The organism is Rhodopseudomonas sp. BAL398 (assembly GCF_033001325.1).
Lineage (GTDB): Bacteria > Pseudomonadota > Alphaproteobacteria > Rhizobiales > Xanthobacteraceae > JARJEH01.
Map to the genome: position 1 here is coordinate 681,851 of NZ_CP133111.1, position 19,098 is coordinate 700,948.

19 protein-coding genes are annotated in these 19,098 nt (G+C 64.1%); 17 read left to right on the forward strand and 2 right to left on the reverse strand.

Annotated features, from left to right (window positions below; translation table 11 throughout):
- The first annotated feature begins 11 nt into the window (after positions 1 to 11).
- From rplO to RBJ75_RS03220, 8 genes are all read left to right on the forward strand, one after another.
- Positions 12 to 500 carry a 50S ribosomal protein L15 gene (gene rplO, locus RBJ75_RS03185; RefSeq protein WP_044411652.1) on the forward strand — a complete coding sequence of 163 codons (489 nt, stop codon included), beginning with the start codon at positions 12 to 14 and terminating at the stop codon, positions 498 to 500.
- 149 nt (positions 501 to 649) lie between these two features.
- A complete protein-coding gene (secY, locus tag RBJ75_RS03190; RefSeq protein ID WP_044411649.1) occupies positions 650 to 1,981 on the forward strand; it encodes a preprotein translocase subunit SecY in 1,332 nt (443 codons plus the stop codon).
- Positions 1,978 to 3,030, forward strand: a complete 1,053-nt coding sequence (locus RBJ75_RS03195; protein ID WP_317528656.1) for an adenylate kinase — start codon at positions 1,978 to 1,980, stop codon at positions 3,028 to 3,030. Before secY ends, RBJ75_RS03195 begins: the two co-directional genes overlap by 4 nt.
- A gap of 183 nt (positions 3,031 to 3,213) precedes the next feature.
- Entirely contained in the window at positions 3,214 to 3,582 is a 369-nt protein-coding gene (gene rpsM / locus RBJ75_RS03200) for a 30S ribosomal protein S13 (RefSeq protein WP_044416646.1), read from the forward strand.
- A 132-nt stretch (positions 3,583 to 3,714) separates the two neighbouring features.
- On the forward strand, positions 3,715 to 4,104 hold the full coding sequence (gene rpsK, locus RBJ75_RS03205) for a 30S ribosomal protein S11 (protein WP_044416648.1): 390 nt from the start codon (positions 3,715 to 3,717) through the stop codon (positions 4,102 to 4,104).
- Between the two features lie 95 nt (positions 4,105 to 4,199).
- Complete coding sequence (locus RBJ75_RS03210; protein ID WP_276156536.1) at positions 4,200 to 5,231, forward strand: DNA-directed RNA polymerase subunit alpha; 1,032 nt, start codon at positions 4,200 to 4,202, stop codon at positions 5,229 to 5,231.
- Positions 5,232 to 5,428: 197 nt separating this feature from the next.
- Positions 5,429 to 5,842, forward strand: coding sequence for a 50S ribosomal protein L17 (gene rplQ, locus RBJ75_RS03215; RefSeq protein ID WP_044419013.1), 414 nt, complete (start codon positions 5,429 to 5,431; stop codon positions 5,840 to 5,842).
- 137 nt (positions 5,843 to 5,979) lie between these two features.
- The gene (locus tag RBJ75_RS03220; protein WP_044419015.1) at positions 5,980 to 6,774 is read left to right on the forward strand and encodes an SDR family NAD(P)-dependent oxidoreductase; all 795 of its coding nucleotides are present in this window, start codon (positions 5,980 to 5,982) and stop codon (positions 6,772 to 6,774) included.
- 85 nt (positions 6,775 to 6,859) lie between these two features.
- Here the strand turns inward: RBJ75_RS03220 and RBJ75_RS03225 are convergent, their stop codons facing one another.
- Positions 6,860 to 7,876: a zinc-binding alcohol dehydrogenase family protein gene (locus RBJ75_RS03225; protein ID WP_044419017.1), complete on the reverse strand. Its 1,017-nt coding sequence runs from the start codon at positions 7,874 to 7,876 to the stop codon at positions 6,860 to 6,862.
- Positions 7,877 to 8,110: 234 nt separating this feature from the next.
- Between RBJ75_RS03225 and RBJ75_RS03230 the strand changes: the two genes are divergently transcribed.
- From RBJ75_RS03230 to RBJ75_RS03250, 5 genes are all read left to right on the forward strand, one after another.
- Positions 8,111 to 9,505, forward strand: a complete 1,395-nt coding sequence (locus RBJ75_RS03230; protein ID WP_044419019.1) for a DegQ family serine endoprotease — start codon at positions 8,111 to 8,113, stop codon at positions 9,503 to 9,505.
- A gap of 238 nt (positions 9,506 to 9,743) precedes the next feature.
- Positions 9,744 to 11,066: a replication-associated recombination protein A gene (locus RBJ75_RS03235; protein WP_044410117.1), complete on the forward strand. Its 1,323-nt coding sequence runs from the start codon at positions 9,744 to 9,746 to the stop codon at positions 11,064 to 11,066.
- Between the two features lie 286 nt (positions 11,067 to 11,352).
- On the forward strand, positions 11,353 to 13,023 hold the full coding sequence (hcp, locus tag RBJ75_RS03240) for a hydroxylamine reductase (RefSeq protein ID WP_044410120.1): 1,671 nt from the start codon (positions 11,353 to 11,355) through the stop codon (positions 13,021 to 13,023).
- Positions 13,024 to 13,125: 102 nt separating this feature from the next.
- Complete coding sequence (locus RBJ75_RS03245) at positions 13,126 to 13,725, forward strand: hypothetical protein (protein ID WP_234707391.1); 600 nt, start codon at positions 13,126 to 13,128, stop codon at positions 13,723 to 13,725.
- 5 nt (positions 13,726 to 13,730) lie between these two features.
- Entirely contained in the window at positions 13,731 to 14,150 is a 420-nt protein-coding gene (locus tag RBJ75_RS03250; protein ID WP_044410125.1) for a secondary thiamine-phosphate synthase enzyme YjbQ, read from the forward strand.
- Between the two features lie 233 nt (positions 14,151 to 14,383).
- On the opposite strand, the gene RBJ75_RS03255 is transcribed toward RBJ75_RS03250, so the two are convergent.
- Positions 14,384 to 15,007: a TetR/AcrR family transcriptional regulator gene (locus RBJ75_RS03255; RefSeq protein WP_044410127.1), complete on the reverse strand. Its 624-nt coding sequence runs from the start codon at positions 15,005 to 15,007 to the stop codon at positions 14,384 to 14,386.
- A gap of 74 nt (positions 15,008 to 15,081) precedes the next feature.
- On the opposite strand from RBJ75_RS03255, the gene bdcA reads away from it, so the two are divergent.
- From bdcA to RBJ75_RS03275, 4 genes are all read left to right on the forward strand, one after another.
- A complete protein-coding gene (bdcA, locus tag RBJ75_RS03260; protein ID WP_044410130.1) occupies positions 15,082 to 15,795 on the forward strand; it encodes an SDR family oxidoreductase in 714 nt (237 codons plus the stop codon).
- Between the two features lie 273 nt (positions 15,796 to 16,068).
- Positions 16,069 to 16,677 (forward strand): TetR/AcrR family transcriptional regulator, encoded by a 609-nt coding sequence (locus RBJ75_RS03265; protein ID WP_044410138.1) that lies wholly within the window; start codon positions 16,069 to 16,071, stop codon positions 16,675 to 16,677.
- A gap of 70 nt (positions 16,678 to 16,747) precedes the next feature.
- Positions 16,748 to 17,608 carry a DMT family transporter gene (locus RBJ75_RS03270; protein ID WP_044410133.1) on the forward strand — a complete coding sequence of 287 codons (861 nt, stop codon included), beginning with the start codon at positions 16,748 to 16,750 and terminating at the stop codon, positions 17,606 to 17,608.
- A gap of 289 nt (positions 17,609 to 17,897) precedes the next feature.
- Positions 17,898 to 19,034: an FkbM family methyltransferase gene (locus RBJ75_RS03275; RefSeq protein WP_044410136.1), complete on the forward strand. Its 1,137-nt coding sequence runs from the start codon at positions 17,898 to 17,900 to the stop codon at positions 19,032 to 19,034.
- The last annotated feature ends 64 nt before the right edge of the window (positions 19,035 to 19,098 follow it).

Consider the following 19,098-nt stretch of genomic DNA (forward strand, 5'->3'; position numbering starts at 1 on the left):
GAGACAGGGCGATGAAGCTCAGCGATATCGCCGACAATGCCGGCTCGCGCAAGAAGCGTATGCGCGTTGGCCGAGGCATCGGATCCGGCAAGGGCAAGACCGCGGGCCGTGGCGGCAAGGGCCAGACCGCGCGTTCGGGCGTGGCCATCAAGGGCTTCGAAGGCGGCCAGATGCCGTTGCATCGGCGCCTGCCGAAGCGTGGCTTCACCAACATCTTCCGGTTGGAATTCACCGAGATCAATCTCGACCGGCTGCAGGAAGCGATCGACGCCAAGACCATCGACGGCGCCGCCACCATCAATGCCGAGGCATTGGTGAAGGCCGGCGTGATCCGTCGGGTCAAGGACGGCGTGCGGCTTCTGGGCCGTGGCGCGGTGACGTCGAAGCTGACCATCGAGGTCCACGGCGCATCGAAAACCGCGATCGCCGCGGTCGAGAAGGCCGGCGGCACCGTGACGGTTCTCGCGCCGCCGAAGAAAGACGCCGGCGAGGCTGCGTAACATCCGCGTCATCGCCTGTAAAAACAGGCGCCGGCGTGGCCGGGACGGTGGATTTTTCGCCAGCCGCATACCAAATTGAAGTCCGGCGTTGACCGGATGACCCGCTGTCCGGGGCATCGCGGTGCGAGCGGCGCAGGAGAAAGCCGATTATGGTCTCTGCAGCAGAACAACTAGCGGCAAACCTCAATTTTTCGGCGCTCGGTAAAGCCGATGAGCTGAAGAAGCGCATTTGGTTCACCCTCGGCGCGCTGCTGGTGTACCGGCTCGGGACCTACATTCCGCTTCCCGGCATCGATCCCAATATCTGGGAGCAGGTGTTCAAGTCGCAGGCGGGCGGCATTCTGGGCATGTTCAACATGTTCGCCGGCGGCGGCATTCACCGCATGGCGATCTTTGCGCTGAACATCATGCCGTATATCTCGGCCTCGATCATCGTGCAGCTGCTGACGACGGTGTCGCCGCAGCTCGAAGCGCTGAAGAAAGAGGGCGAGTCGGGCCGCAAGACCCTCAACCAATATACCCGCTATCTGACGGTGCTGTTGGCCGCATTCCAGTCCTACGGCATCGCCGTGGGCCTCGAAGGCGCCGGCAATGTCGTCTCCGATCCCGGCCTGTTCTTCCGGCTGTCGACCGCGATCACGCTGACCGGCGGCACCATGTTCCTGATGTGGCTGGGCGAGCAGATCACCTCGCGCGGCATCGGCAACGGCATCTCGCTGATCATTCTGGCGGGCATCGTCGCCGAATTGCCGTCAGCCCTGGCCAATATGCTCGAACTCGGGCGTCAGGGCGCGCTGTCCACCGGCTTGATCCTGGTGGTGCTGGTGATGGCCGTGGTTGTGATCGCCTTCATCGTGTTCATGGAGCGGGCGCAGCGCCGGCTGGTGATCCAGTATCCGAAGCGCCAGGTCGGCAACAAGATGTTCGAGGGCCAGTCCTCGCATCTGCCGCTGAAGCTCAACACCTCGGGCGTGATCCCGCCGATCTTCGCCTCGTCCTTGCTGCTGCTGCCGACCACGGTGGCGAATTTCAATGCCGGCAAGGGCCCGGAATGGTTTCAGTGGATCACCACTCAGCTCGGCCACGGCCGTCCGCTGTTCCTGATCATGTATCTGTCGTTGATCGTGTTCTTTGCCTTCTTCTATACGGCGATCGTGTTCAATCCGACCGAGACCGCCGACAATCTGAAGAAGCATGGTGGCTTCGTCCCGGGCATCCGGCCCGGTGAGCGCACCGCCGAATATATCGATTATGTGTTGACCCGGATTACGGTGCTGGGCGCGGGCTATCTGGCGATCGTCTGTCTGATCCCCGAGATCCTGATTTCCTACGCCTCCGTTCCGTTCTATTTCGGCGGCACTTCGCTTCTGATCGTCGTCAGCGTGACGATGGATACTGTGGCTCAGGTCCAGGGCTATCTGTTGGCGCACCAATATGAAGGGTTGATCAGGAAGTCGAAGCTAAGGGGCCGCAAGAAATGAGATTGATCCTTCTCGGGCCGCCGGGGGCGGGCAAGGGAACGCAGGCATTACGACTCGTAGAGCGTTACGGCATCGTTCAACTCTCCACCGGGGAGATGCTGCGGGCCGCTGTCGCGGCCGCAACGCCGATCGGGCTGAAGGCCAAGGACGTCATGGCTGGCGGCGGGTTGGTGCCCGACGACGTCGTGGTCGGCATCATTTCGGATCGGCTCGATCAGCCCGATGCGGCCAAGGGATTCATCCTGGACGGCTTCCCGCGCACCGTGCCGCAGGCCGAGGCGCTCGATGCGCTGCTGAAGAACAAGCACATCAAGCTCGACGCCGTGGTCGAGTTGCGCGTCAATGAGAGCGCGCTGCTGCAGCGGGTCGAGACCCGGGTCGCCGAGATGAAGGCGCGTGGCGAGGCCGTTCGCGCCGACGACACCCCAGAAGTGCTGTCGAAGCGGCTGGCCAGCTATCGCAGCCAGACCGAGCCGCTGATCCATTATTATTCCGAGCAGCGCAAGCTGCTCACCGTCGACGGCATGATGACCATCGAGCGCGTCACCGAGGAGATCGATCGGATCCTGTCGGCGATCGCCGCCACGGACGCTGCCAAGAAGGCCGCCGGCAAGACCCTGGCCGCCCGACGCACCTCGTCGGTCGTGAAGCGCGGCAAGCGACCGGGCGCCAAGCCGGCCAGTGCCGAATCGAAAGCGGCCAAGTCCAAGGTTGCCAAGAAAGCCGCGCCGAAAGCCGCCAAGGCAGCAAAAGCCAAGGTGGCCAAATCCAAGGTGGCCAAATCCAAGGGTGCCAAGCCCAAGGTGGCCAAGACCAAGACGGCCGAGTCGGCAGCCAAAAAGCCGGCGAAACCTGGCGTCGGGGCCAAGAAGCCTGCGAAAACCGCCAAAACTGCCCGAAAACCCGCAAAATCGGCGGCCAAACCGGCGAAGAAGCCGGTTGGCAAGGCGGCGGCCCGCCAGGCCGGTACAGCGACCAAGACCTCGAAGACGGCCGGCAAGGCTGCAAAGAGCGCCAAAAAGGTCACGAAAAAGCGAGCTAAGGCCTAGAGTCGGTTGACGAAACGAGTTGGAATCCGTTAATAGGGCCGGTATCCCGTCGGATAGTTTTTGACGATGCCGGGCCCCATATAACCAAGGGGAAGGGCGTCGTGTTCGCGTTTGCGGACATGGGCGCCCCGAAAATTGCGACAAACAGCCGGCCGCAAAGGTTCGGCGACAGGAGAGAAGTCTGTGGCCCGTATAGCCGGTGTGAACATTCCGACCAACAAGCGCGTGCTGATCGCGCTGCAGTACATTCATGGCATCGGCCAGAAGAACGCGGCCGAGATCGTCGAAAAGGTGAAGATCCCCGTCGAGCGGCGCGTCAATCAGCTGAGCGACCAGGAAGTGTTGCAGATCCGTGAAGTGATCGACCGCGACTATATGGTCGAGGGCGATCTGCGGCGCGAGACCGGCATGAACATCAAGCGTCTGATGGATCTCGGCTGCTATCGCGGCCTGCGTCATCGTCGCGGTCTGCCGGTCCACGGTCAGCGTACCCATACCAATGCGCGTACGCGCAAGGGTCCGGCCAAGTCGATCGCCGGTAAGAAGAAGTAATTTAGCTGGCGCATGGCGAATGGTGTTTGGCGGGTAGGGGTAACTCTATTCGCCACGCACTTTTTGCCACTCGCCATTTTGGTGTAGCCGCTGGCATTACGGCGGCGTTGAGATCACAGGAAAGGTTTTGAGATGGCCAAGGAAGCCGCCCGCATCCGTCGCCGCGAACGCAAGAACATCGCGTCCGGCATTGCGCATGTGAATTCGTCGTTCAACAACACGACCATCACCATCACCGACGCGCAGGGCAATGCCATTGCGTGGTCGTCGGCCGGCACGATGGGTTTCAAGGGTTCGCGCAAATCGACCCCCTATGCGGCGCAGGTTGCCGCCGAAGACGTCTCCAAGAAGGCGCAAGAGCACGGCATGCGCACCCTGGAAGTCGAAGTCGCCGGTCCGGGTTCGGGCCGCGAATCGGCGCTGCGCGCTCTGCAGGCTTCGGGCTTCACGGTGACCTCGATTCGCGATGTCACCACGATCCCGCATAATGGCTGCCGCCCGCGCAAGCGTCGGCGCGTCTGATATTTGGCCCGCTGGCAGCCCGGCTGCCGGCGGCTTTTTTCGATGTTATCGCGCGGACTGCTCCGCGATCTCCAAAGCCAGAGATTTTGATTGGCATGGGTGAAACAGTGACGATCCAGAAGAATTGGCAAGAGCTCATTCGACCGAACAAGCTTGTGGTGACGCCGGGTAGCGATCCGACCCGCTTTGCGACCCTGGTCGCCGAGCCGCTCGAACGCGGCTTCGGACAGACGCTCGGCAACGCGCTGCGGCGCGTGCTGCTGTCGTCGCTGCAGGGGGCTGCGGTGCAGTCGGTGCAGATCGACGGCGTGCTGCACGAGTTCTCCTCGATCGCCGGCGTGCGCGAAGACGTCACCGACATCGTGCTGAACATCAAGGACATCTCGATCAAGATGCAGGGCGAAGGCCCCAAGCGCATGGTCGTGAAGAAGTCCGGTCCGGGCGCCGTCACCGCCGGTGACATCCAGACCGTCGGCGATGTCGTGGTGCTCAATCCCGACCTGCAGCTCTGCACGCTCGACGAGGGCGCCGAGATCCGCATGGAATTCACCGTCGCGTCCGGCAAGGGCTATGTCGCCGCCGACCGCAACCGTCCCGAGGACGCGCCGATCGGGCTGATCCCGGTCGACAGCCTGTTCTCCCCGGTTCGCAAGGTCTCCTACAAGGTCGAGAACACCCGCGAGGGTCAGATCCTCGATTACGACAAGCTGACCATGGCGATCGAGACCAATGGCGGCATCACGCCGGACGACGCGGTCGCCTATGCGGCGCGCATCCTGCAGGATCAGCTCAACGTCTTCGTCAACTTCGAAGAGCCGCGCAAGGAAGTCACCCAGGAGATCATTCCGGATCTCGCCTTCAACCCCGCCTTCCTCAAGAAGGTCGACGAGTTGGAGCTGTCGGTGCGTTCGGCGAACTGCCTGAAGAACGACAACATCGTCTATATCGGCGATCTGGTGCAGAAGTCGGAAGCCGAAATGCTGCGGACCCCGAATTTCGGCCGCAAGTCGCTCAACGAGATCAAGGAAGTGCTGGCCCAGATGGGTCTGCATCTCGGCATGGAAGTGCCGGGCTGGCCGCCGGAAAACATCGACGAGCTCGCCAAGCGCTTCGAGGATCACTACTAAGCGAGGCTCTTCACCTCTCCCCTGCGGGGAGAGGTCGGCCGCGCAGCGGTCGGGTGAGGGGGCTCTTCCTGCTTGCATGAAGAGACCCAAACCTTCTCCCCAGAGGAGAGGGAATAAGCAACGATTGGGCGAACGCAGGCAGCCCACCTGAAACATGTCCGACGAACCGTCGGGACCAACTGAAGCGAGACAATATCATGCGTCACGGCAAGGTTCATCGGAAACTCAACCGCACCGCCGAGCATCGCAAGGCGATGTTTGCCAATATGTGCGCGTCGCTGATCAAGCACGAGCAGATCGTCACCACGCTGCCGAAGGCCAAGGAGCTCCGCCCGATCGTGGAGAAGCTGGTCACGCTCGGCAAGAAGGGCGGGCTGCATCTGCGCCGCCAGGCGATCAGCGAAATGAAGGATCAGGATCAGGTCCGCAAACTGTTCGACGTCATCGCCAAGCGCTATGCCGATCGCCAGGGCGGCTACACCCGCATCATCAAGGCCGGCTTCCGCTACGGCGACAACGCCCCGATGGCGGTGATCGAATTCGTCGACCGCGACGTCGACGCCAAGGGCCTCGATTCCGGCCCGGCCCAGGGCAGCGCCGCGACGGCCTAAGCCTTCGGCGATCGAATTTTCCGAAAAAGCGGCGCCCCAAGCGCCGCTTTTTTATTGGGCGCGCGGGAAAGCCTGTGGCGGGATTGCGATGCGCCAAAGGCGCACGATATCTGCTCCATCCGCATTGGAGATCGCCCATGAAAATCGACCTGTCTGGAAAGACCGCGCTGGTTACCGGATCCACCTCCGGGATCGGCCACGCCATTGCGCTCGGGCTCGCCGGCGCCGGCGCCGATATCGTCGTCAATGGCCGCAGCCAGGACCGGGTTGATCACGCCGTCGCGGCGATCGCCAAATCGGCGCCCGGCCGCAAGATCATCGGCGTGGCCGCCGACGTCTCCACCGCCGACGGCTGCGACGCCGTGGTCACGGCATTTCCCGACGTCGATATCCTGATCAACAACACCGGCATTTTCGAACCCAAGCCGTTTTTCGACATCCCGGACGAGGACTGGACCCGGTTCTTCGACGTCAATGTGATGAGCGGCATCCGGCTGTCGCGGGCCTTCATGCCGGCGATGCTGGCGCGCAATTGGGGCCGCATCGTTTTCATCGCCTCGGAATCCGCGATCATGATTCCAAAGGAAATGATCCATTACGGCATGACCAAAACCGCGCAGCTGGCGGTGTCGCGCGGCCTGGCAGAAATGACCCGCGGCACCGCGGTGACGGTGAATGCCGTGCTGCCGGGCCCGACGATGTCGGAGGGCGTCGAGACTTTCGTGGCCGATCTGGCCAAGCAGAACGGCCAGTCCGAACAGGAGGCCGCGGCGAATTTTATCAAGCAGCACCGGCCGGGCTCGCTGATCCAGCGCTTCGCCAGCGTCGAGGAGGTCGCCAATATGGTGGTCTATGTCAGCTCGAAAGAGGCCTCCGCCACCAACGGCGCCGCGCTGCGCGTCGAGGGCGGGCTGATCCAGACGATTGCGTAGTCCACTCACCGTCCGCGGCGCCCCCATCCCTCCCTCGCAAGCGGGGGAGAGCGGGGGTGGGGGAAGCGGCGGCCAGGACGCTCGTTCAGTCCCAGCCTTCCAGCACGATCTTGCCGACCGACTTTCCGCTCTCCAGCAGCGCGTGGGCTTTCTTCAGGTTCGCCGCGTTGATGGTGCCGAAAGTCTGCTCCAGCGTGGTGCGCAAGACGCCCTTGTCGATCAGATCGGCGACGTCGTTCAACAGATGATGCTGCGCGATCATGTCGGCGGTCTCGTAGGAGCTGCGGGCGAACATCGCCTCCCAGTGCAGCGACGCCGACTTCGCCTTCAGGGGCATCGCATTCAGCGTGGAGGGATCATCGATCAGCGCGATCTTGCCCTGCGGCGCCAGAATCTCCACCAGCGCCGGAAAATGCTGCTCGGTGCCGGTGAGGCTGGCGACCAGCGCCACCGGCGGCAGCTTCAGCGCCTCGATCTGCGGCTGCATCGGCTGGCTGTGATCGATCACCGCATGGGCGCCGAGCTCGAGGCACCATTTGGTGGTCTGCGGCCGCGACGCGGTGGCGACGATGCTGAGCCCGGTCAGCCGGCGTGCCAGCTGGATCAGGATCGAGCCGACACCGCCGGCGCCGCCGACGATCAGCAGCGTGCGCGGATCGAAACTCTTGCCGGGCGCGACGCCGAGCCGGTCGAACAGCAGTTCCCAGGCGGTGATCGAGGTCAGCGGCAGCGCGGCGGCCTGGGCGAAGGACAGCGTCTCAGGCTTGCGTCCGACGATGCGCTCATCAACCAGATGAAACTCCGAATTGGTGCCCTGGCGCAGCACCGAGCCGGCGTAGAACACCTCGTCGCCGGGCCGGAATAGCGTCACTTCGGACCCCACCGCCTCGACGATGCCGGCGGCGTCGTAGCCGAGAATCTTGGTCTGGCCCGCGGGCGGCGCGGCGCGGTTGCGGACCTTGAAATCCACCGGATTGACCGACACCGCCTTGACGGCGACGCGCAGATCGCGCGGCTTCGGCTCCGGCTTGGGGGCATCGACATCGATCAATGCATCGGGGGCGTCGATCGGAAGCGATTTCTGGTAGCCAACGGCCTTCATGCGCGCAGTTCTCCTCATTGGTCCGGCAATCCGCCGGCGTTCCGTCCTAGCTGACAGCTCAGGCCCGAATTGCAAGCGTTGCAGCGCGCGGAATGGCGCGACCACGCAGGATTGATCCGCTGGCGCCGGGCTTGGTTGGCCCCGCGGAGGCGATCCGGCGGCCGCCGCGACTTCTATTTGCGCGGCGAGGGGCCTATATATCGGGTCAAATCAACCCAGCGGAATCATCGCCTCATGTCAGCTGCTCGCATCGTTTCGGCCGTCCTGCTCTCGCTGGCGATCTCGGTTCCCGCGCTGGCGCAGGAGCGCCGGGTGCCGGCGTCGCAGGCCGAGCTGCGGCTGTCCTATGCGCCGATCGTGCAGCGGGTGCAGCCGGCGGTGGTCAATGTCTACGCCGCCAAGATCATCCAGAACCGCAATCCGCTGCTCGAGGATCCGATCTTCCGCCGCTTCTTCGGCGTACCGGGGCAGCAGCCGGAACAGATGCAGCGCTCGCTCGGCTCCGGCGTGATGGTCGATGCCTCGGGCCTCGTCGTCACCAACAACCACGTCATCGAGGGCGCCGACCAGGTCAAGGTGTCGCTGTCGGACAAGCGCGAATTCGAGGCCGAGATCGTGCTCAAGGACAGCCGCACCGATCTGGCGATCCTGCGGCTGAAGGACACCAAGGAGAAATTCCCGACGCTGGATTTCGCCAATTCCGACGACCTCTTGGTCGGCGATGTGGTGCTGGCGATCGGCAATCCGTTCGGCGTCGGCCAGACCGTGACCCACGGCATCATCTCGGCGCTGGCGCGCACCCAGGTCGGCATCACCGACTATCAGTTCTTCATCCAGACTGACGCTGCGATCAATCCGGGCAATTCCGGCGGCGCGCTGGTCGACATGAACGGCAAGCTGGTCGGCATCAACACCGCGATTTTCTCGCGCTCCGGCGGCTCGCAGGGCATCGGCTTTGCGATCCCCGCCAACATGGTGCGCGTCGTGGTGGCCTCGGCCAAGAATGGCGGCAAGGCGGTGAAGCGGCCATGGCTCGGCGCGCGGCTGCAGGCGGTGACGCCGGAGATCGCCGAGACGCTGGGGCTGAAACGGCCGAGCGGCGCGCTGGTCGCCAGCGTCAGTGCCGGCAGCCCGTCGGCCCGCGCCGGGCTGAAATTGAGCGACCTCATCGTGTCGATCGACGGCTTTGCGGTCGATGATCCCAATGCCTTCGACTATCGCTTTGTCACCAGGCCGATCGGCAGCACCGCCGAGGTCGAAGTGATGCGCGCCGGCCGGCCGCTCAAGCTCAAGATCCCGCTGGAGATCGCACCGGACACCGATCGCGACGAGATCGTGATCACCGAGCGCTCGCCGTTCCAGGGTGCCCGGGTCGCCAATATCTCGCCGGCGCTGGCCGACGAATTGCGGCTCGATCCCAGCGTCGAGGGCGTGGTCGTCACCGAGCTCGCCGATGACGCCGCCGCCGCCAGCGTCGGTTTCCAGAAGGGCGATATCATCCTGGCGGTCAACAACACCAAGATCGCCAAGACCAGCGATCTGGCCCGCATCGCCAGCCGGCCGCAGCGGCTCTGGCGGATTACCCTGGTCCGCCACGGCCAGCAGATCAACGTCACGCTCGGCGGATGACGGCCAACGCATTGCAGGCGCCGCCGCTCTTCTCCCTCCCCCTTGCGGGGAGGGTGGCCCGGCGAAGCGTAGCGAAGCCGGGTCGGGTGGGGGGAGCCACGCCCGCAGTGCTCGCGTCACCCCCACCCGGCCGGCCTGCGGCCGTCCACCCTCCCCACAAGGGGGAGGGATGGGACAGGCGGCCGGTGCAGTTGCTTGATCGCGATCGCTCGGTCGTCGGAAAGGCGAGTGCACGCACATGAGCCCGAAGACCCCATCCGCCAACCTGTTCGCCGCCGCCGGCCTCGAGCGCGAGGCGCCGCATCCGCTGCCGGACCGGCTGCGGCCGCGCGCGCTCAGCGACGTGGTTGGCCAGGATCACATCCTCGGCCCCGACGGCGCGTTGAGCCGGATGCTGGCGACCCGCACGCTGGGCTCGCTGGTGTTCTGGGGGCCGCCCGGCACCGGCAAGACCACGGTCGCGCGGCTGCTGGCCGACGCCACCGAACTGCATTTCGAGCAGATCTCCGCGGTGTTTTCCGGCGTCGCCGATCTGAAGAAAGTGTTCGAGGCCGCCCGCGCCCGCCGCGAGCTCGGCAAGGGCACGCTGCTATTCGTCGACGAGGTGCATCGCTTCAACCGCGCGCAACAGGATTCCTTTCTGCCGGTGATGGAAGACGGCACCGTGGTGCTGGTCGGCGCCACCACCGAGAACCCGTCGTTCGAACTCAACGCGGCGCTGCTGTCTCGCGCGCGCGTGCTGGTGTTTCACTCGCTCGATGCCGCCGCGGTGGAAAAACTATTCGCCAATGCCGAGGCCGTGGAGGGCAGGGCGCTGCCGCTCGATGCCGAGGCCCGCGCCGTGCTGGTGCGGATGGCGGATGGCGACGGCCGCGCCGCGCTGACGCTGGCCGAGGAAGTCTGGCGCGCCGCGCGCGAGGACGAAGTGTTCGACGCCGCGCAGCTGCAGGAGATTTTGCAGCGCCGCGCCCCGATCTACGACAAATCCGCCGACGGCCATTACAATCTGATCTCGGCGCTGCATAAATCGGTGCGCGGCTCCGATCCCGACGCGGCTCTGTACTATCTGTGCCGGATGCTGGACGCCGGCGAGGACCCGCTGTTCCTGGCGCGGCGCGTGGTGCGGATGGCGGTCGAGGATATTGGCCTCGCCGATCCGCAGGCGCTGGTGATCTGCAACGCCGCGAAGGACGCCTATGATTTTCTGGGCAGTCCCGAAGGCGAATTGGCGATCGCCCAGGCGGTCGTCTATCTCGCCACCGCGCCGAAATCCAACGCGGTCTACACCGCCTATAAGGCTGCGATGCGCGCCGCCAAGGAGGGCGGCTCGCTGCTGCCGCCCAAGCATATTCTCAATTCGCCGACCAGCCTGATGAAATCCGAAGGCTATGGCGGCGGCTATCAATATGACCACGACACTCCGGAAGGCTTTTCCGGCCAGGACTACTTCCCCGACGCGCTCGGCCGCCAGACTTTTTACGACCCGCCGGACCGCGGCTTCGAACGCGAGATCCGCAAGCGGCTCGATTACTGGGCCAAGCTGCGCGCCGCCAAAAGCTAGGCCGCGCCGAGAGCTGAGTCTCGCGGCCTCTGTCAAATGACGGTCGCTGCCAATTGCCTGCGTCATTCCGGGGCGTGCGCAGCACCGCTGCGCGCGAACCCGGAATCTCGCCGCAAGGGCCGTCGCCGCGGCGGACTCCGTGCATTGAGCTTGCTCCAGCACAAAGAGCGGCGCTGCCGGCATCGTTAAGCCCGATGCCGCGACCCAACGCGCATCAGACATGGCCGCGCGCGCCCTGCGGCGCCACTGCTGGTCTGTCGCCATCATCCCATGACTGGAATGCCCGATGTTCTGTATCCAATGTGAACAAACGCTTCGCTCATCGTCGGCGCGCGGCAATGGCTGCTTTGCCCGCGGCATGTGCGGCAAGACCGCCGAAATCTCCGATCTGCAGGACATGCTGGTGCGGCTGCTGCAGTCGGTTTCGATCTACGCCAAGGCGGCGCGCAGCGTCGGCATTGTCGATGCCGAGATCGACGCCTATGTACCGCAGGGCTTTTTCGCCACGCTGACCAATGTCAATTTCGATGCCGCGCGCATCATCGATTTCAGCAATCGCGCCGAAGCCTTTCGCGATCAGTTGAAGACGCGCTATCTCGCCGCCTGTGCCGAGCGGGAGCTGGTGCCGCTGACGCTGCCCAAGGCCGCGGAGTATCACTTGCCGCAGGATCGCGCGGCGCTGCTGGCGCAGGCCGGCAGCATGGCGCTGAACGCCGACAAGGCTTCGATCGGCGAGGACGCGCTGGGGCTGCGGCTGCTCTGCCTCTATGGCCTCAAGGGCGCCGCCGCCTATCTGGAGCACGCCCGCGTGCTCGGCCAGACCGATGTCGAGGTCTATGCGCGCTTCCATGACTTGATGGCGTTCCTCGGCGAGGACCCCGGCGATATCGACGCGTTGTTCACCTGCGCGATGGATATCGGCCATCTCAACTACCGTATCATGGCGATGCTCGACGAGGGCGGCACGCAGACCTTCGGCCATCCCGAACCGACCTGCGTCAATATGCGCCCGGTCAAGGGCAAGGCCATTCTGGTGTCCGGCCACGACATGCACGATCTCGAACTGATCCTGCAGCAGACCCAGGGCCGCGGCATCAACGTCTATACCAATGGCGAGATGCTGCCCGCCCATGCCTATCCGGCGCTGAAGGCCTATCCGCATCTGGTCGGCAATTACGGCACCGCCTGGCAGAATCAGCAGAGCGAATTCGCGGCGTTTCCCGGCCCGATCGTGATGACCTCGAACTGCCTGATCGATCCCACGATCGGCCATTATGCCGGGCGCATCTACACCCGCTCGATCGTCGGCTGGCCCGGCGTCGCGCATCTCGAAGGCAGCGATTTTGCCGTGGTGATCGAGCAGGCGCTGGCGATGCCCGGCTTCGCGGCGGACGAGCCGCCGCTGTTCACCAACACCGGCTTTGCCCGCAACGCGCTGATGCAGGCGGCGCCGGCGGTGATCGAGCAGGTCAAGGCCGGCAACATCAAGCACTTCTTCCTGATCGGAGGCTGCGACGGCGATAAGGCCGAGCGCTCCTACTACACCGAGCTGGCGCAGTCGGTGCCGCAGGACAGCGTGATCCTGACGCTGGCCTGCGGCAAGTTCCGCTTCAACGCGTTGGAATTCGGCGACATCAATGGCATCCCGCGGCTGCTCGATGTCGGCCAGTGCAACGACGCCTATTCGGCGATCCAGCTGGCGCTGGCGCTGGCGCTGGCCGAGGCGTTCGGCTGCGGCGTCAACGAGCTGCCGCTGTCGCTGGTGCTGTCCTGGTTCGAGCAGAAGGCCATCGTCATCCTGCTGACTCTGCTGGCGCTCGGCATCAAGGACATCCGCGTCGGCCCCACCGCGCCCGGGTTCCTGACGCCGAACCTGGTTGGCATTCTCAACCAGCAATTCGGCCTCAAGCTGATCACCTCGCCGGAACGCGATCTCAGTGACATGCTGGCGGCGTAAGCTGCTCAATGCGTTCTGCCGCCGCGGGCCGGCGGCCCGCGGCGCTGGAATTTGCGGGCTTCAGGTTGTATGATCCGGCGAAATGTTCTGACGGGTTTTCGCATGATCTTCGCAACCAAGACCGCTGTCGCCATCGCGCTGATGGCGCTGGCCGGACCGGCCGGCGCGATGCAGCTCGAGCCGGTGCGCTACTGGGTTCCGGGCGGGCCGTTCGGCTTCGGCGGCGGCGCGACCGAAACCGTTGCCGACAGCTACAGCAACGTTCCGGGATTCGAGGCCGGTAGCGCCGGCGATTGGCGCGACAATTTCCGCACCGGCCTGTTCGTGCGCAACCGCGCCGGCGCGATCGATCTGAACGGCTTCGGCCAGACCGGCGCCTATGGCGGTTTCGGCTCGCTATCCTATCAGGGCGGGCTGGTCGGCTATAATTACAAGGGCGCCGGCGATCTGCCGATGACCTTCTATACCGGCTTCGACAAACTGACCTACGACCCCGGGACCATCGGCGCGCTGACGCCGTTCAGTTCCGATTCCGGCATCCCGGCCGGCTACAATGCCCGCGCCGGCGTGGTGATTCAGCCGGCGCCCAATGTCAGCCTGTCATTCGAGGCCGGGATCACGCAGTACCAATCCGGCCGCATCGACAGCGACATCCATTCGCCGCTGCTGCCCGGCCAGTCGACCCTGTTCCTCGGCCGCTGAGTGCGATGAAGTCGTTGCGCAAGGAGCTGTGGTTCGAGACCCCGGGCCGCCGCGCCTTCATCAACATTACAAGCGAGGTCGAAGCCGCGCTGCGCGACAGCGGGGTGCGCGAAGGCCTGGTGCTGGTCAACGCCATGCACATCACCGCGTCGGTGTTCATCAATGACGACGAAAGCGGCCTGCACGCCGACTACGACTTGTGGCTGGAAAAACTCGCGCCGCACGAACCCGTCGCGTCCTATCGCCACAACCGCACCGGCGAGGACAATGCCGACGCCCATATGAAGCGCCAGGTCATGGGCCGCGAGGTCGTCGTCGCCATCACCGAAGGCCGGCTCGATTTCGGCCCCTGGGAGCAGATCTTCTACGGCGAATTCGACGGCGGCCGCCGCAAGCGCGTGCTGATCAAGATCATCGGCGAGTAGGGCAAGTGTAGCAAGCGTAGCCCGCAAGAGCGCAGCGATATGCGGGACATCGCCACGCCCCATCCCCGCATATCGCTGCGCTCATGCGGGCTTCTGTCATTCCGGGGCGGGCGCTACGAAGCCGCGCGCGAACCCGGAATCTTGCCGCGACGGCGCAGCGTAGAGCCGCAACACGGCATCGCGATGAAAAGAACTGCCCGGCGCAAGCGCGCCTTTGTCCACGCTACGCCTGCTCAGCCAGTTCGATCCGACGGCTGATCGGTTGCGCTTTGCTCGGGCAGGGCCTGGGCCAGTGCCAGGCCGGCGAGGCGGGCCGTGGCCAGCAGTTGCTCCTGATCGTGCCCGCTGCGGGCCATGGCGGACATCCCGCACATCGTGGTGCTGACGAAGTTCGTCACACGCTCTGCATCGTCCGGATGGCGGCAGGCGACGTAGTGACGGATCACAGCCTCCGCGGCGAGGCTGCAGGCGAGGGCCGCGTCGCGCGCCTCGCCATCGTTGCAACGGGTGCCTTCCAGCACCAGGCAGCCGGCGGTGGCGGGATCGGCCGCGTAGCGGCGCGCGGCCTCCTCCAGCAGGGCTGCGAGGGATACGGCCACCGGACGGTCAGGCCGCAGGATGTCGGCGAGCGGAATCGCCCCGGTGTCGGCCCAGCGGGTGAGAACGCGGCTGTAGAGACCGGCCTTGTTGCCGAAGGCAGCGTAGAAGCTGGGCGGGTTGATGCCGAGCGCCGCGGTGACGTCCGCGACGCTGACGGCGTCGTAGCCGCGCGCGTGGAACAGCTTCTGGGCGGTGGCGACCGCCTGTTCGGGATCGAAGCCCCGCGGCCGTCCGCGCGGACGAGATTCTGTAGCCATCGTTACATAAATCCTTGACGTCGTCGTTCGGGTAATTGTATAGCGTGCACTACATTAAACGCAAGGAGGGCCGGATGGCCGCTTTTCAAGGAAAATCCGTTCTGGTGCTCGGCGGCAGCCGCGGCATCGGGGCGGCGATCGTGCGTCGCTTCGCGGCGGAGGGTGCGGCGGTGACTTTCACCTATGCGGGATCGCGCGAGGCGGCGGAGCGGCTGGCGGCCGAATCCGGCAGCACCGCGGTCCAGACCGACAGTGCCGACCGCGATGCGGTGATCGCCCGGGTGCGCGACAGCGGGCCGCTCGACGTGCTGGTGGTGAATTCCGGCTTCGCCATCTTCGGCGATGCGCTGGAGCAGGACCCGGACGCGATCGACCGGCTGTTTCGGGTCAATGTCCACGCCCCCTATCACGCCTCGGTCGAGGCGGCGCGGCGGATGCCGCAGGGCGGGCGGATCATCGTGATCGGTTCGGTCAATGGCGACCGGATGCCGGTCCCCGGCATGGCGTCCTATGCGTTGAGCAAATCCGCCCTCCAGGGACTGGCGCGAGGGCTGGCGCGGGACTTCGGACCGCGCGGCATCACCATCAACATCGTGCAGCCGGGGCCGATCGATACCGACGCCAACCCCGAGGATGGGCCGATGAAGGATCTGCAGCACGGTTTCATGGCGATCAAGCGCCATGGCCGGCCCGAGGAGGTCGCCGGCATGGTGGCCTGGCTGGCGGGGCCGGAGGCCGGCTTCGTCACCGGGGCCATGCACACCATCGACGGTGGTTTCGGCGCCTGAGCGAGCTATCATGCCGATCGGCAGTGAGCGCCAGCGAGGGCGGCAGATCCGCAATGAGAGCGGGTCGCCCGCGAGCCCGCAATCGAGCCGCGCCGGTGCAGCGCAGGGCGGGCAAAGCGAAGCGTGCCCACCGCCCTGGCGTTGAATTAACTGATGCGCAGCGCGTGGGCACGGCGCTAATGCGCCTTTGCCCACGCTGGCGTGCTGAAATCATCGAAAACGACCCATAGCAGCATCTTGCAGTTCAAGACCGAACGGTCCATATATATCGCTATGGTACATCAAACCCCAATGCCGCGTGGCCGACCACGTAGTTTCGACACGGAAGCCGCTGTTGAGCGTGCCATGGGTGTGTTCTGGTCGCGCGGCTATCACGGCACCGCTCTACCGGATCTTCTTCGTGCGACAAAGCTCTCGCGTGGCAGCCTTTACGCCGCTTTCGATGACAAGCACTCGCTCTTCTTGCGTGCGCTCGATCGCTACATTGCCGATGCCCTGACACGGATGGATAGCGAATTCGGCCCCCGCAAAGATCCGGTCGACGGTCTGCGGGCCTACCTTGCCGGCTATGTTGACCGCACCAGCGGTGCCAACGGCCGGCGCGGATGCCTGCTGGTGGCCACAACCATGGAACTGGCCGGCCAGGATGCTGAAGTTGGTCGTCGCGTCGCGAGCTTCTTCAAAGCCATGGAGGCAAGGCTGGCGGATGGACTTTCCCGTGCGAAGACGGCAGGGAAGTTGGCCGACGGTGTTGAGCCTGCAAGTGCCGCCCGAATTCTCGTCTGCTTCGTCGAAGGGCTACGAGTGGTCGGCAAAACGGCGCCGGCTCGGATCACATCGCAAGCCACCGCTGACGCTCTTCTCGACCGCTTCCTTAAGTAAGCAACCATGGACGCCTCTGCTATTTGCGGCGTGCATATCTAGACCAATCGGTCGTAAAAGGAAGAATGTCATGTCCGCCATCCAGATCGTCTGCGCGGTGGCCGTTCCGTTGTTCTGGGGTTATCAGTTCGTGGCCATCAAGGTGGGGGTCACGGAGTTTCCGCCTCTGTTCTTCCTCGGGCTGCGTTTTCTCGCCATCGCACTGCTGCTTGTTCCGTTCGTCAAAAGACCCGCGCGTCAACAGCTCGGCCCCATCGCAGCTATTTCGGTTTTCCTTGGTGGACTTAATTTCGGGCTCTTCTATGTTGGCCTTGGGCTCGGCTCGGGAAGCATGTCGGCCGTTGCATATCAACTTGCTACGCCCTTCACCGTCCTTCTAGCATGGCCTCTACTCGGGGAGAGACCGTCTCTCGCCGCGTCCGCAGGCGTGCTGCTTGCATTCGTTGGTGTGGTCGTGTTGGCGGCCGGGCGTGAAATGTCGGAAAACACGCTTCCGCTGCTGCTTGTGGTCGGAGCAGCCTTGGCTTTCGCGGTGTCCAACATCTTGACGAAACGCTACGGCCGCTTTGATCCCTTAATGTTGATGGGGTGGTCGTCGCTGCTCACGGTGCCGCAGGTCATGTTGATATCGTTTCTCATTGAACATGGACAATTGGCGAGCCTTGTCACCGCGGATGAACGAGGGTGGCTGGCGCTCGCCTACACAGTTTTCATCGGAGGAATAGTTGGGTTCGGACTTTGGTTCTGGCTGATTGCTCGATGCTCCATGGGCCGCGTCGCCCCCTTTGGTCTGCTGCTTCCCGTGTTCGCGTTGATTTCGAGCGTGTTGTTCCTTGGCGAGCGCGTGACCCCGACGTTGATTGTCGGCGGCCTGCTGGCGATCAGCGGCGTCGCCATTACACAAGTAGGACCGAGAACCCGAGCAATTTGAACTTGAAAGTCGTGTCGTGGGAGATTTCCGCCGCGCCCTACGCTTCCGCGGTGGCAGGGTGTAGGATGGGTTGAGCGTAGCGAAACCCATCATCATGCGCGGTGGCTTCGATGGGTTTCGCAAGGGCTCAACCCATCCTACGGGCTGGCTACGCTTGCTATTGCGATGGGGCGGGCGCCAAGGATCTCTTTGGCGCGCCCGAGCTGGCTTTCCTTATCGGATTGACCTCGGAGGTTGCGTGGCATCTTTTCTTTCCCTAGGGTGATCTCGGAACAGTGGGACTCATCACATGAAGCGGGAAGCTGGAATTCTAGCGGCTCTAGCGGCCGAGCGGCGCAGGGCAGATGAATTCGAACAGTCGCTTTCGTGGCGGATCACGGCGCCTTTGCGCATCCTCAGCAAGGCGATCCGTGGAAGCCGGCCTGTGGCGCCTGCGGTTGATATGGATGCACTGCTGGCCAGGCTGCCTGACACTGAGGTGCTCCCCCCACCAATTCTCGACGACGGCGACGCCATTCGCAGGGCGGAATGGGCCTCAAATCTCCAGACTTACAGCGGTTACGTGCCCGACGACCTGTCTTTGCTGACTAAGTATACCGACGAAACCGTGCTCCCGGAGCCCGGTTTCATCGTCGATTTTGCCGGTGTCAGGACGCGGACCTCTGCGGTTTGGGAAGCAGCGAAAATCTTCGACGGCCATCGGTTGCCATTGCCAATTCCCGGTGATTTTCACGCCGAGACCGTCGAATGGATTGGCCTCTTAAAGGCCGTCGACGCGGCGCGGGATCGGTTCGTGATGATGGAGCTCGGCGCCGGTTTCGGTCCGTGGGTCGTCGCCGGCGGCGTCGCGGCACGCTTCAAGGGCATCAAGAATATCAAGCTCTACGCGGTCGAAGGCGACGCGTTGCACTGTGACCTGATGCGCGAGCATTTTTCCGACAATGGCTTCGACCAGGCCGAGCACTCCATCCTGTGCGCCGCAGTAGGTGTGGAGGACGGCACGGCCTCATGGCCGAAGCCCGGTCACGACGCATCGAACAGCCACTACAATCTCCGCCCTGTGACCGATGGCGCGGATTATATGGGACGCGATTTCGTTGAGATGGTCACGGTCCAGATGCTGGCTTTTGATGGTCTGCTGAAAAATGAGCCGGTTTGGGACCTGATCCATATCGACATTCAGGGGCACGAGGTCGACATCTGTCGCGCGGCTATTGACAGCTTGAATAGTCGCGTTCGGCACATCGTTGTCGGGACACATTCACGGAAGATCGACGGCGATCTGCTCGATCTGATGAAGTCTGCTGGATGGCTATTGTTGAACGAAAAGCCCGCGCGCTTTCACTTCGATGTCGCCGCGCCGACGCTGGAGGCCATGACTTTTCTCGACGGTACGCAGGTTTGGCGAAACCCGCGTCTCAGTTAGTAGTAGGGTAGGCAAAGCGAAGCGTGCCCACCATCGAGCGTTTGCTACGTAGAAATGTAGGGTG